Below are 13,185 nucleotides of genomic sequence, written 5' to 3' on the forward strand. Positions count from 1 at the left end.
CCTCATCAGCACATCGAACCCAGCACCCGCTCAGGCTGCGAGGCGATGTCCATGCAGAGGTCTACATGCTCGACGGTCTGAGGCGGAGCCTCGCTAACTCTTCATGGCTCCCGCGGGTCGAGGACTCGGCCCAAGAGCAGCAGGGTGCGGGTCGGCCGATCGTGGATCATGACAATGAACGGCTCGTCGGCCGAGAACGCGTAGGCGGGATCGGCTGTCGCGGTCGAGGCCGCGACGGCGCCCGACCCAGGCGCGGCCTCGAGCCCGTGCTCGTCCACTGCGATCACGCTGTCATGAAAGACCGCGTCGAGCACACCGATCCCCTCGCCCACGATCCCCGTGAACGCGCCCGGATCGTTGAACGGCGCAGGCATGTTCAGCTGGTCCGCGAGCACCGAGGTCAGGGGTAGCGCGCTGCGCAGCTGAAACCGCGGCACCTGGGTGTCGACCTGCTCCCAGTTCAAGTCCTCGAGCAGGGCGGTCACGCCAGCGGCGTCGAGCCCCGCCTCGAACGCCTCGAGCTCGCCCTCGGGGACCACCAACACCAGCTCGAGCGCGACCCCACGCAGGGGGATCGCGAGCGCCGCAAAGTCCGGGCCGCGAGTGTAGCGGGCCTCGAGCGCCGGGTTGCTCATCATGTCGACCGCGACCTCGCTCCCGTCGCCCAGCCTGAACGGGTGCTTGGCGGTCTTGTCCATGGCAAACGGCGCCATCCATGGCGCCTCGAGAACCAGCGCGTTGGCGACCACCGCCGTGGTCCGTTCATCGAGCGCCCCGTCGGGCACCACCGCAGAGAGCTCCCCGTTGGTGCGCTCGGAGAGCCACGCGTTGATCGCTTGGCGCTCGGTGTCGGCCGCTTGATCCGATGAAAAGTCGGCCAGGTTGATACCAGCGCCGTAGTTGACCCCGAGCAGGTCGAGGTAGTCCGTCTCGACCGCGGCGCCAAGCTCCTGCTCGAGCCAAAACCCATTGACCGTACGGAGCACCAAGGGGCTCAGCGGATCGGCCGATCCCTCGATCGCGTCGATGTTGCGCTCTGCCAGCTCGAGTTCCTGCCAATTCAGCGCGACGTGCTGGCGGTCATCGGCCAGCGAAAACCGAAGGGCCGCCTGCATCTGCGCCTTTGCGACCCCGCTGCTGCCGCCGTAGAGCATGCCAAACATATGCTGCAGGCTGTACGCGGACACACAGAAGCTCTGGTTTGCCGGGTCCGTGCGCAGCGCATGGTACAGGTCCAGCGCCAGCTCGAGTTGATCGCCTGCGAGCGCGGCCATCTCCTCGGGGGTGGGCATCGGGTGAATGTCGCGGGGCAGCTCCGATTGGACGATGTTCCAGCCCGCCCCATCGTCGCCATCGTCACCATCGTCACCGTGGGTTTCCTCCCCGCCCCCGGCCTCGCCCTCGAGCTCCGTGCCTGGGCACGCGCACAGCAACGCGGCGCCAAGCAGCGCACCGACCCACCCAATCCTTCGCATCTCTCAAACATGCGACACCATTGTCGCTCTGACCACGATCGTGACCAGCAGACTCTGCGCGGGGCATTATGCCCCCGTCACCTCGTGCACGAAGCCAGCGACCGTTTCGATGATTTGATCCCCATTGAATGCATGAATGGTGTTGTGGTTGCCACGCTCGAACAATTGCAAGCTCGCCCGCGCCCCACCCCACTCGGCCAGCTGCACGGCGTGATCGGGGCGCACGAGCACGTCACCTTGGGCGTGCAACACCAACATTCGCCCGCGGAACGCCTGGACCTTGGCGCGGTGGTTCAACAGCGCGTCGACGGCCGCCTGCAGCTGCGCATCGTCAACGCCGAGCTCCTCGGCACGAAGGCGCAGCGCCAAGCGCTCGCGGACGTCCGCGATCCCGCTCTCGATCACCAGGCCCGCGACGGGTCGATGCGCCGCGACGTGCAGCGCGTAGATCGTCCCGACCGAGCGCCCGTACACGACCAACGCCCCTGGATCGACTCCTAGCGCGTCCGTGATCGCCAGCGCGTCGTCGAGCATCGAGGCCAGCGCCGGGCTGCCGCTCGAGCCCCCATACCCGCGATACTCGCCAAGCACGACGTTGAGCCCAGCGTCGACGAGCCCCGGCGTGAACCCGGGCAGCCAATCTGCAACGACCTCACCGTTGCCGTGAAAGTGCAATAACCACGGCCCGTGCTCGTGGGTGGCGCTGCGATGACAATGCAGGGCCACCCCAGCATTCAAGACCACGAAGGGATCCTCCAGCCGCGCACGCCGGGGAAAAAAGCAGCGGGCCGCGACGACCGGATGATCCAGGATCTCCTTGGGAGTCACCGCCCCACTCTACCGGGCAGCTCACTTCAAGATACGGAGCAAGTTGGTGTAGTCGTCGGTGAACAGCGGCGCCGCGGGCGAAGGCTCGACCACGACGCCGCCGTCACGCAGCGGCGCTGCCCCCAGGATCGCCAGGTTGCGGGTCACGACCACTTGGTCCGTACCCGACAGCCAATAGTCGCGGTCGCTCGACTCTGGCGGCGAATCGGACACCCACACCGCCGTCATGCCGTGCTCGGCGGCCAGCTTTTGCACGACCGGGATGATGTCGATGTAGCGGTTGGTCGCTTGAAACACGATCGCCCCGTCAGGCGCAAGGTGCTTGACGTACACGGCCATGGCCTCGCGGGTGATCAAGTGCATCGGGATCGAGTCGCCAGAGAAGGCGTCGATCGCCAGGACATCGTAGCCGCGCGGCGGCTCGCGCTCGAGCGAGAGCCGTCCATCACCCACGACGACCTCCACTGTGCCGGGCATGTCTTGCAAGAACGTGAATTCGGCCCGCGCGACGTCGACGACCTGCGGATCGAGCTCGTAGAACACCATGGTGTCGCCCTCGCGCCCGTACACGGCCAGCGCCCCGGCCCCCAGTCCGATCACGCCAATCTTGCGCGGGCCACTGTTTGACAAGCTTGCGAACAACCGGCCATAGCCGCTGGTCGGCCCGAAGTAGCTCGAAGGCAGGCGCCGGGCGTCGGGTGCCCACAGCTGCCCGCCGTGCTGGATCCCGCCGTGGTACATGGTCCGATAGGGCGCCGGCTCGACGTACTCGCGGGTCCGAATCACGCCATAGAAATTTCGCACCATCACGCGGGTGTCAACGCTGTAGCGCCACATCGCCATGCCCACGGTGATCACGGTGGCAACCGCGACACCAAGGGCGACCACGCGCAGGCCAACGTGCATGGACCACACCCGCGTGATCCCCAGCGCGCTTAGCAAGATCAAGATGATCCCCAGCTCGTAGTAGCCCGGCAGGCTCAGCGGCGCGATCACGCCGATCAGCACCGAGCCCAGCGCGCCGCCGACCGAGATCATCAAGTAGAAGGTTGTCAGGTAGCGCGGCGCCGGCTTGGCCAGCGCGAGCTCGCCGTGCGCGAACATGCAGCCGACGAACAACCCCGCAGCATAGAGCGCGACGCCCAGCACCAGCCCGTGCGAGTCGACGGCCCAGCCCATGATCGGGAGCAAGATCCCGAGCGACACCAAGAACACCGGGCGCACGTACCAGCGCGGGTGATCAAAGGCCAACACGAAGGTGATCAGGTACAAGGCCAGCGGCAGCACCCACAAGAACGGCACCGCCGCGATGTTCTGGGTGATGTGATTGGTGACCGCGAGCAACAGGCACGATCCCGTCGCCGACAGCACCAACCACTCGAACAGCTGCTTGGGCTTTGGCGGCCTGCTTGGCGCGCCCACGTCGGCGACAGCTTGGGGTGTGTCGGGGCGCGCCGACCCTGCCCGATCCGGGCGCAGGCTCGCGTAGGCCGTCGCCCCGCACAGGATCACGAACACCACGTACACCCCCGACCAGCCGATCGTCTGGGTTTGGTTGGAGACCCACGGCTCGATCAGCGAGGGATAGGCGACCAATGCCAACAGTGACGCGAAGTTTGAGAGCGCGAACAACCGATAGGGCACGCGGGCCTGGTAGCGACGCCAATACCACGCTTGGATCAGCGGGCTGGTGCTCGACAACATCAGGTACGGCAGCCCGATCGTCGCGACCAAGAGCCCGAGGATCAGCACGGTCGGATCTTCGGCCCCGGTTGGCTTCCAGCGCTCGCCCGGGGCGATCGGCAGCCACGCGAGCGAGACCAACAACAGCCCAACGTGGACGATCAGCTGGCGCCGCGCGCTGAGCTTGCGGATCGCAAAGTCGGCGTAGGCGTAGCCGGCGAGCAAGATCGACTGGAAGAACACAAGACACGTCGCCCACACCGCGGCCGACCCCCCGAACCACGGCAGGATCTGCTTGGCGATCACCGGCTGGACCAAGAACAGCAGGAACGCGGACAAAAATATGGTCGCGGCGTGGGGGCTCATGCGGGCGCATGATAGTGGCCCGAGCCGCAAGTCATGACCCCCACAGAGACCTTTGGACTTCGCTGACTGCAGCCGCTTCGCGTCTGGTCTTTCTAGACCCCCACATGCGCTCTACCTTCGCCGACTGCAGCCGCTGGCGGCGTTTGTTCGCGCTTCCTGTGTCCACGGAACGCGCAGCACGCGGAGAACTCTAGCCCCAAATCAAGCGCTGAATTGGAAAAGGTGAATGATTTGGGGCTAGTACGAGCCGACAGGCGAGCGTTTGGGGTGAGCGAAGGGGGCTCCGCCGCCGAAGCGAGGGGGCTTTTGAAAGCCCCCTTGAAGACATAGTAGGCCCGAGTCGAGCGCGCAGCGCTTGATTCGGGTCTAGCAAGTCGTGATCCCCGCGGAGCGCCGCGGGGGCTGTGCTCACTGCGCGTCGCTGCGCAGGATCATGATCGGTGCCGAGAACACCGGCTCGCCCAGGTCGTCTTCGTACGTCAGGTGGTCGAACGTGGCGACCACCGCGGTCAGCGAGACCATGCCGGCCGAAGACGCGGGCAAGAGCACCGGCCCGAACGCATCCTCGTCCGAGGGCACGACCCCGTTGTAGCCCACTTCGCACATGGGATTGTCGATGAGGCAGCCGGGGAACGGCGCGTCGTAGTAGACGTGGACGTGCTCGCGCATGGTCTGGGGCGGCCCGATCTCGATGCCGCCCAGGGTGACGACCTCGGCCTCGATGACCTGCGAGTCGAGACCAAAGACATCGCCGGGCCACGGCTTGCGCAGCGCGACGTGCTCGCGGCCATCGTCGACCCACACGATCCGGCGGGCTTGTGCCGTCTCGTTGTCGTAGTCGGTCCCATCGTTGAGCCGGGCCTGGACGACGATCCGGTGGGCCCCGGGCGTGTTGGGGATGTCGATGTTGGCCAGCACCCCTGCGCTGATATCACCGCTGTCGATCACCGCGGCCTCCTGGCCGTTGATGAACACGACCAAGTGGCCCTCGCCAGGTACGGGCTCGTTGGAGGCCGACCGGCTGCGCAAGATCAAGTTGGCACCCGAGACGCTGAGGATGTCTGTGTTTGCGTTGCCGAAGAGATATTTTTCTTCGGACTCGGGGTTTTGGATCTGCAGCACGGGCAGCTTGACGGCCTCGCACACCTTCTGCAGACACTCTTGCTCCCCCGGGCAGTCGAGGTCATCGACGCAGGCATAGATGCCGCCAGTTGCGGGATCCGGCGTGTTGGTGAGGCAACCAGCCAGCGAGATGCACGCGAGCAGACCAGTGGGGATGAACAAGCGATGTTGCGAGCGCATTAGAAGCTTCCCTGCAAGGTGAGGCCGCCACCCGTCCGGCTCCACATGGGCGAGACCGACAGCCGCGCCGCGGGACCGGCCGCGTTCTTGGCTTTTTTGTTCTTGGACAGACCCACGGCCAGCAGCGCCGCGCCGGTGATCGCCAGCGCCCCGCCGGCGCCGATCATCACGAGCTCGAGAGTTTGGTTGCGGCTGGCCCGGGTGGCGATCTCATCGGCCTCCGCGAAGGTCAGACGCTCGGGGTTGCCGTTCAACACATCGCCCAACTTGCCGTTGTCACCGGCAACGGCGATCCCAAATCCAAGCCCGCCGCCAAGCCCAACGGCCACACCCACGCCGAGCAGCGCCCCGCCGGCGATCACCAGCTTGCGACCGGGATTCTCGTCGAGCTCGGGCTCCAAGATCGGCTCGGGCTCCGGGTTGGGATCGGGCCGGTTCTTCTCCTCTTCGATCCGGCGCTCGAGATCTTCGACCGTGGACTCCACCACCGCACGGTCGCCGCTGTCCTCGGCCGTGCGCAGGTAGGTCTGGTAGTGGCGCACCGCCTCCTCCAGCTTGCCCAGGCGCTCGTAGCACTTGGCGATGTTGAACTGGAAGTCGGGCGAAGCGTAGAGCGTGGCGGCCTCTTGGAACGCCTCGAGCGCCTCTTCGAACTTCGCGTCGTTGTAGAGCTCCGTGCCGCGGCGGTAGGCCTCTACGGCGCGCTCGGGCGGGCCGGACGCCGGCTCTTCTTCGGGGGGCGGCGACGACTTCGCCTTGGCCGGAGCCGCGAAGGTGATCGCTGGCGCCAGGGTGAGGAGTCCACACAAAACGGGGGAGAGGATGCGGGCGAGCCTTTTCACGCGGAACGCCGAGCATAACAGCATCGAGCGCGAGCCGCCTACCCCGCCAGCGGGTCCCCCGCGACGAGCCGGGCCAGCCGATCGAGATCATGGCCACCCGCGCCCCGCGAGCGCGCCTGCTCCAGCGCGGCGCGGGCCGCTTCGTGCTCGCCGACCGCGACCAACAGCTCGGCGAGGCGGCGCAGGTTGTCCTCGTTCGGAGCGACCAACGCGACTTGACGGGCCAGCTCGAGCGTGCGGGGCTCATGAGGCGCGAACTGGATCAGATGATCCAGCGCGTGCGCCCCGGCGCCCTCGGGCAGCGCGGCCAAGCGTCGCTCGTGCTCGCTACGGGCCGCGGCGATCCACTTTTGCGCCTCGGCGTCGCTGCCTTGGCGGGCCAGGATCTCTGCGAGCGCGTCCATGAATTCTGGGTGGCCCGTCCGCTCGATCACGTCGCGGTAGATCAGCTCGGCCTCCTCGGTTCGGCCCAGAGCGGCGAGCGCCTCTGCGCGGTGCTCGGCCACCAACCACCAGCCGGGGAACGCCTGCTCCGCCGCGTCGTAGCTGATCAGCGCGGCCTCGGGCCGCTCACGGGCCCACTCGACCAGGCCCAGCTGCAGCAGCACCCACGCCGCGCCCTGGCCTGCGCCGAGCTCCGCCCGCGCCGATGTGAAGCCCGCGAGCGCGGCGTCGTACTCACCGCGGCGTCGGGCCAGCAGCGCGAGCCGGGCAGCGGTCACCGCCGCGTCGGCACCCAGCTCGCGCGCCTGCTCGTAGGCTTGGCGGGCGCCGTCTAGATCGCCGCGCTGGGCCGCCAGCTCACCGCGCGCCGTGGCCAGCTGAATGTTCATGGCCTGGGTCCGAACCGGCGCCGCCTCGACCTTGGCAATGCCCCGCTCGGCCTGGGCCAGCCGGTGGAGCGACAGATCCAGCTCGAGCCTGGTGAGCACCGGTCCGCCGCCTGCGGGCGCGACCGCGAACCCAGCGTCGAGGGCCCGATCCGCCGCCGCCCAGTCGTCGATCGAGCCGGTCAGCCGCGCGCGGCGAACCAGCAGCTGGGCGACCAGCTCGTGGTCCGCCCACCCGTCGCGCTGCTCGGCCAGCTCGCGGGCGTCGTCGAGCTGACGATCGATCGCGCGCAACGCCCCGACGTACGTCCCCTGCTGGTCTGCCGCCTGCACGGCCGCCGCAGGCTCGGCCTCACCGCGCTGCTCGGCGCCGCGCTGACAGCCCGACACCGCCAACAACGAGATGGCGGCGAGCCAGACACGACCCTTGTTTGCTGTCACGGTCATCAGCTTGGCGGGGTCCGGCGCCCACGAGCCGGGCGCCGAACCGTACTACAGCATGAGCTGGCTGCTCAGCCCCCTTGCCGGCTGCTCAGCCCCCTTGCCGGCTGCTCAGCCCCCTTGCCGGCTGCTCAGCCCCCTTGATAGGGCGCGAGGTACGGGAACGCGGTCTCGAACGGCAAGTCGTTCGCGGTCGGGTTGAGCGCGCCGACCAAGGTCGTTGCATCCTGTCCGGTCGCGGTCAGATCCAGCAGCACGACCGCCAAGGTCACGTCGATCACGGGGTCGGTCAGCAAGCGCCCATTGGGGAACCCTGCCGCCGCGCCAAGATCGATCTTGAGCGTGTCCGGCACGACCAGCGGCGCGGCCTGAGCCACGCAGTCAGCCGGCGCACAGGCGACCAGGCCCGCGCCCATCAGGTCATCGTCGAGGGCGGCGTGCAGCCCCTCGACCGACATCGTGATCTGCTCGACGAAGTCACCGTTGGCGTCGGCGGCCGGGTTGGCCTCGTTGTAGGCCTGCTTGTCAACGATCACCGCGGTGCCGATCGCCGGCATGCCGATCCGGTCGACGCGGGTGTACTCGGCCGGGGTCTCCTCGGCGAACACGTAGGGATCGCCGTCGTCACCGGGCGCGTCGTCGCCGTTGCAGGCGGGCGCGAGCAGCAGCAAGGACACCAGCCCAGCGACGGGCCACCAGATGTTGCGGTTTGACTGGTTCGAGATGGTCATGATCAGCGCCTCCCCGTTGTCGCCCACACGGCGATCGACTCACTGCTCAGCGCGGCCTGGTCGAACTCGACCACGATCGCGCCGGTGTTCTTGGCGGCCACGAAGTCGCGGGCTGGATCAAAGCCCAAGGTCCCGGTCATCAAGGTGTCCTTGAAGCCCTGGAGATCGAAAAAGAAGGGATCATCGCGGAACCCCCCAAACACCTGCACGCCAGCGTCGTCGTCGCTGACGACCTCGTCGACTGGCCCGACCAGCGCGCCCTCGTAGCCCGGGATGCCCGTGACCTGCACGCCCCACTCGCCCGCCGCGTTCTCGCCAAAGCGGGCCCAGATCTCGTGATCGGGGGCGTTGTCGCCGTTGGTGTCGATGTGAAAGCCGTACAGCACGTCGGGGTCGTAGCTCGGCGTCTCCGACTTCAGCTTGTAGCCATCGAAGGTCAGGATCAGCGTCATCCGCCCGCCCTCGTGGAAAGCGTAGAGGTCGCCAATGTCCGCCGACTTGTCGCTGAACGAGGTCGTGTCGGCCTCGTCATGGTCCGCCGCAACGACGACCGTTGACACGATCGCACCGCTCGCGATCACGCCTGCCCAGATCAATTGCCTTGTTGTGAGTCGCATATCGGTGCCCGCTAAATAACACATCCAGAGTTTGCGCAACGTGGGATGACACAGCACCCGCCCGCGAATTCAGCGCCAGCGTGGCGCAGGACTATCGCAGGGGCGGCAGGGGGCAGCCCACGGCCGCGGTCTCGGCCACCGCTGGCGACCGACCGGCGAGCACGGCCTCGAGCGCGTCAACGAGCTCGTCGGTGCTCGCCTCGGCCCGGGCCTGGCCGTAATCAACGTACCAATCATCAATCCGACCACGGTAACGACGATCCCCGGTGGCGTCGAATACCGCGACACTCGGCGTGACCTCGGCCCCGGCCCGCGCGACCGAGGTCTGCTCGGGATCGCGCAGGGCTGTGCCGGGCAGCCCGTACGCCTGCATGTGCTCACGGATCACCGTGGGGGTCTCGTCGGGGTCGACGTAGATCAGCCACAGGTCCACGGGGGCCGCGGCGAACCGGGCGCCGATCCGAGCGAGCTTGGGCGCGTAGCGATTGGAGATCGGGCAGTCGGTTCGCAAGAACACCAGCACGTCCGCGCGGCCGTTCGGCGCCAGCGGATCGAGCACCTGACCGTCGAGATCCAACGTGCCCAACGACGCGGCGCTCGAGGACGGAGCGAGCTTCGCCTGCTCCGGCACGCCGCCGCGTTCACAACCGAGTGTCATCGCTACCACCCACGCGGGCACCAGCCAGGGTCGTGCGCGCAGCCGCATGTTCGAGACACTATCGCGTCCGACCGGGATGGGACAGCAGCGAGAGCGCCGTCAGGCGAGCGGACGGGCAAACGTCGCACAAGTGGGGTATACCCACGCGCCGATGCCACAAACCAGCACCCAAGTGATCCTGGTCAATCGCCCGACTGGGCTGCCCACGTCGAGCGACTTCGAGATCCGCAGTCAGCCCGTGCCGGAGCCGGCAGCCGGCGAGCTCGTCGTCGCCAACCTCTACATCTCGCTGGATCCGGCCATGCGCGGGTGGATGCGAGACGCCCGCTCCTACGTGCCACCCGTCGGCCTTGGCGAGGTCATGCGGGCCGGCGCCGTGGGCCGCGTGCTCGCCTCGCGCGATCCCAATTTTGCCGAGGGCGACCACGTCAGCGGTCTGCTCGGGGTCCAGTCGATCGCCTGCGTGCCGGGCAAGGGCTTGCGCAAGGTCGACCCCAAGCTCGCGCCGCTGTCGGCCTATTTGGGGGTCTTGGGCATGCCAGCGATGACCGCCTACTTCGGCTTGCTCGAGGTCGGGGCGCTCGCGGCGGACGACACGGTGCTGGTCTCGGGCGCGGCCGGAGCCGTCGGATCCATGGTTGGCCAGATCGCCAAGCTCAAGGGCGCCCGCGCCGTCGGGCTCGCCGGCGGCCCCGAGAAGTGCCAACACTTGGTGAACGAGCTCGGCTTCGACGCCGCGATTGACTACAAGCACGACGACGTCAAGGCGAAGATCAAAGCAACCTGCCCCGATCGCGTGAACGTGTACTTTGACAACGTCGGCGGCGAGCTGCTGAACATCGCGCTGACCCAGCTGGCCATGCGCGCGCGCGTGGTCATCTGCGGCGCGATCTCGCAGTACAACCACCTCGAGAAGATCGAGGGCCCCTCCAACTATATGTCGCTGTTGGTGTCCCGCGCGCGCATGGAGGGCTTTGTCGTGTTCGACTACGCCAAGCGCTACGACGAGGCGTCCCAGCAGCTGGGCGCGTGGCTGAGCGCCGGCAAGCTGAGCTATCGCGAGACCGTGATCGAGGGGCTCGACAACTTCGCCGATAGCTTCGCCAAGCTGTTCACCGGGGACAAGCTCGGCAAGCTGGTGCTCAAAGTCGGCTGAAGGTCTGGCTGAAAGTTCGCCTCGCACGACCCAGTCAGAGTCTCGTCGCAGCGAGACACTGATTGGGTCGTGCTTTTGGGGTCTGCGGGGGTCAGGTGCCCGCTCACCGAGGCGATGTTCTCGAGTCGAGCGCGCAGCGCTTGATTCCGACAGGCGAGCGTTTGGGGTGAGCGAAGGGGGCTCCGCCGAAGCGAGGGGGCTTTTCGAAAGCCCCCTTGAAGACATAGTAGGCCCGAGTCGAGCGCGCAGCGCTTGATTCGGGCCTAGGAGCCCGCCTCGGTCTTGGGCGCGGTCCGGACCGCGCGAATTCCCGTGTCGTGGCTGCGATCTTGGTAGCCGAGCAGACCCGAGCCAAAGCAGCGATCCGCGATCCGGCCCGACGTCACCTTGGTGTACCAAGAGCCACCGCGAAACCCGATGCCAAGGTGGTCCGCGCCCGGCCAGCTGTTGGCTTGGTTGGGGCTGCCGGTCCCGTCGAGATCTCCGGTTCCGTGGTCGCCCGTGAAGCTGCGGCCCGTGTCGACGCCGGCCGAGATCACGTACTCCCACAGGTTCCCGCTCAGGCCCATGATCTCGTAGTGAGAGGCGCCGGTCTCTTCGCGCCAGGTGAAGGTCTGATCGGTGTCGATCACCCCGGGCATGTGCACCGCCTCGGCCGAGCACTGGTAGCGAGAGGCTCGAAACGCGTCATCGGGCACCGGCCCCTGGCCCCCGTCGCCGCCTTGAAACGGCTGCATCGCGTTGCCAAGGTTGCAGTTGCCCTGGACGATCGGCCGGTCGCTCTCGTGACCCAGGATCACCAGCGACTGCACCAACGTGGTCGAGCCCCAGGCGTACTCCCCAGCGACAGGCGCGATCGGGCCCCGCGCGGCTTTTTCATACTCGAACTCGGTCATGGGCCGCAGCCCCGCCCACCAGATATAGGCTTTGGCGTCCGCCCACGAGGCCCAATTGTTCGCGCGCTCGGGTCGGGTGCACACCCGCGGCGACCCCCAAGTCTTGAACACGGTGTAGCGATAGTCACCCTGGCCGCCGTAGGGAAACCGAATGGTGATTTGATGGCCCTGCAGATGGTTGATGAAGTCGCAGTACTCGCCCTGCGTCAGCTGATGCTTGAGCACGTAGTAGCCCACGCTGCCCTTCGGGAACGCGGCGGGGATGTCGGCGTGTTCGCCCATCTGCCCGGTGTTGTCCCACGTCAGCATGCCGGGCTCGTCCCCCACTGCGATCGCGGCTTCGGAGCGGATGACATAGCTGCGATCCCTGCCATCGTCATCGTCATCGCCGGCCTCGTAGAAGCAGCAGTATGGCCCGTCTGCGCCCTGTGGGTCACCCACACGAAACTCGCTGGGCGCCACGTACACCATCTCGAGCGCCCCGATCCAGACCTTGAGCGCCTCGCCGTCGCACGCTGTCGTCGTGCGTAGGCGAACCCCACGCAGCCCGAGCGGGCCTCGCCCGTCGCGGTCGCGGTAGATGAACACGCCGACCCCGTCCTCGCTGGGCACGATCACCGTGCCCTCGGGCGCGCCGTGGTCCGCCGCAAGCGTGGACACGTTCATGTGTTGCCACGCCGTGAAGCTGGTGACGCGCTGCTTGCCCTCGCTGCTGGGGTTCAAGAACGCGAAGTCCTCGTCGACCTCGACCTGTTGACCGCCCGACGCGACCCGCCGTTGGTGCAGCCGAAGCGCCTGGATGGGCGGTGGTGGATCGCCGAATGTGTCCTGGAGCTTGGCGTCGAGGCCCGCGAGCAGCTGCGCGGGTGAGGGCGGCCCGCCGCCAGGCAGGGGGATCCCGGCCAGCGTCGGCCCCTCGCCCCCGGAGCCCGGCAACACCGAAGGTGGCTTGGGCAGCTTGGCGAGCAGCGACTTCACCCCCGCTAGCTCGGCGCGAACCGTGGCCGCGATCTCTGCCGTCTTGGCGCGCACGCTGCCCTTGGCGTGGAGCCGCTCGACCGCGTCCTCGACCGACTCGACCTCCTCTGTCTTGCCAGGCTTGACCTTCAAGAACAGCCACGCGGCGCTCCAGTGCTCGCCCGCGCGAAACGCCTCGCGCCAGTCCAGATCAAAGCTGACGTCGTAGGTGCCACCGGGGTGTTCGATCACCCGAACGTTGGAGACCACGAGCCGCCGGGTCTGGGACTGGGAAGGCGGGGGAAGCTGCGTCGCGGATACGTCCATGTGCCCGCAGTATCGCATGATTGTTGGGGGCTCGACATCGTCGGCCCGGTCCCGCAGCGGGGGGGGTGATCGCAGC

At 67.5% G+C, this 13,185-nt stretch carries 11 protein-coding genes; 1 reads left to right on the plus strand and 10 read right to left on the minus strand.

Annotated features, from left to right (window positions below; genetic code table 11):
- Nucleotides 1-101 precede the first annotated feature (101 nt).
- The 9 genes from DB30_RS15095 to DB30_RS15135 all read right to left on the minus strand — a co-directional run bounded on the left by DB30_RS15095 (nucleotide 102) and on the right by DB30_RS15135 (nucleotide 9,821).
- Nucleotides 102-1,475, minus strand: a complete 1,374-nt coding sequence (locus tag DB30_RS15095; RefSeq protein ID WP_052549407.1) for a serpin family protein — start codon at nucleotides 1,473-1,475, stop codon at nucleotides 102-104.
- Between the two features lie 66 nt (nucleotides 1,476-1,541).
- The gene (locus DB30_RS15100) at nucleotides 1,542-2,303 is read right to left on the minus strand and encodes an alpha/beta hydrolase (RefSeq protein WP_052549409.1); all 762 of its coding nucleotides are present in this window, start codon (nucleotides 2,301-2,303) and stop codon (nucleotides 1,542-1,544) included.
- Nucleotides 2,304-2,324: 21 nt separating this feature from the next.
- Nucleotides 2,325-4,352, minus strand: a complete 2,028-nt coding sequence (locus tag DB30_RS15105; protein ID WP_052549411.1) for a fused MFS/spermidine synthase — start codon at nucleotides 4,350-4,352, stop codon at nucleotides 2,325-2,327.
- A gap of 408 nt (nucleotides 4,353-4,760) precedes the next feature.
- The gene (locus tag DB30_RS15110) at nucleotides 4,761-5,654 is read right to left on the minus strand and encodes a hypothetical protein (protein ID WP_052549413.1); all 894 of its coding nucleotides are present in this window, start codon (nucleotides 5,652-5,654) and stop codon (nucleotides 4,761-4,763) included.
- Nucleotides 5,654-6,496, minus strand: a complete 843-nt coding sequence (locus DB30_RS15115) for a hypothetical protein (RefSeq protein ID WP_146659005.1) — start codon at nucleotides 6,494-6,496, stop codon at nucleotides 5,654-5,656. The genes DB30_RS15110 and DB30_RS15115 overlap by 1 nt, the downstream gene beginning before the upstream one ends.
- Nucleotides 6,497-6,534: 38 nt before the next feature.
- Complete coding sequence (locus tag DB30_RS15120; RefSeq protein ID WP_146659008.1) at nucleotides 6,535-7,767, minus strand: tetratricopeptide repeat protein; 1,233 nt, start codon at nucleotides 7,765-7,767, stop codon at nucleotides 6,535-6,537.
- 131 nt (nucleotides 7,768-7,898) lie between these two features.
- A complete protein-coding gene (locus DB30_RS42775; RefSeq protein WP_146659010.1) occupies nucleotides 7,899-8,498 on the minus strand; it encodes a DUF4331 family protein in 600 nt (199 codons plus the stop codon).
- Nucleotides 8,499-8,500: 2 nt separating this feature from the next.
- On the minus strand, nucleotides 8,501-9,115 hold the full coding sequence (locus DB30_RS42780; RefSeq protein ID WP_205632987.1) for a DUF4331 family protein: 615 nt from the start codon (nucleotides 9,113-9,115) through the stop codon (nucleotides 8,501-8,503).
- A 91-nt stretch (nucleotides 9,116-9,206) separates the two neighbouring features.
- Nucleotides 9,207-9,821 carry a redoxin family protein gene (locus DB30_RS15135; RefSeq protein ID WP_052549424.1) on the minus strand — a complete coding sequence of 205 codons (615 nt, stop codon included), beginning with the start codon at nucleotides 9,819-9,821 and terminating at the stop codon, nucleotides 9,207-9,209.
- A gap of 103 nt (nucleotides 9,822-9,924) precedes the next feature.
- Here DB30_RS15135 and DB30_RS15140 point away from each other — a divergent pair, with 103 nt between their 5' ends.
- Nucleotides 9,925-10,929 carry an NADP-dependent oxidoreductase gene (locus DB30_RS15140; protein WP_052549426.1) on the plus strand — a complete coding sequence of 335 codons (1,005 nt, stop codon included), beginning with the start codon at nucleotides 9,925-9,927 and terminating at the stop codon, nucleotides 10,927-10,929.
- 263 nt (nucleotides 10,930-11,192) lie between these two features.
- On the opposite strand, the gene DB30_RS15145 is transcribed toward DB30_RS15140, so the two are convergent.
- On the minus strand, nucleotides 11,193-13,109 hold the full coding sequence (locus DB30_RS15145; protein ID WP_052549428.1) for an SUMF1/EgtB/PvdO family nonheme iron enzyme: 1,917 nt from the start codon (nucleotides 13,107-13,109) through the stop codon (nucleotides 11,193-11,195).
- Between the last annotated feature and the right edge of the window lie 76 nt (nucleotides 13,110-13,185).

The sequence above is a fragment of the Enhygromyxa salina genome (genome assembly GCF_000737335.2).
GTDB lineage: Bacteria > Myxococcota_A > Polyangia > Nannocystales > Nannocystaceae > Plesiocystis > Plesiocystis salina_C.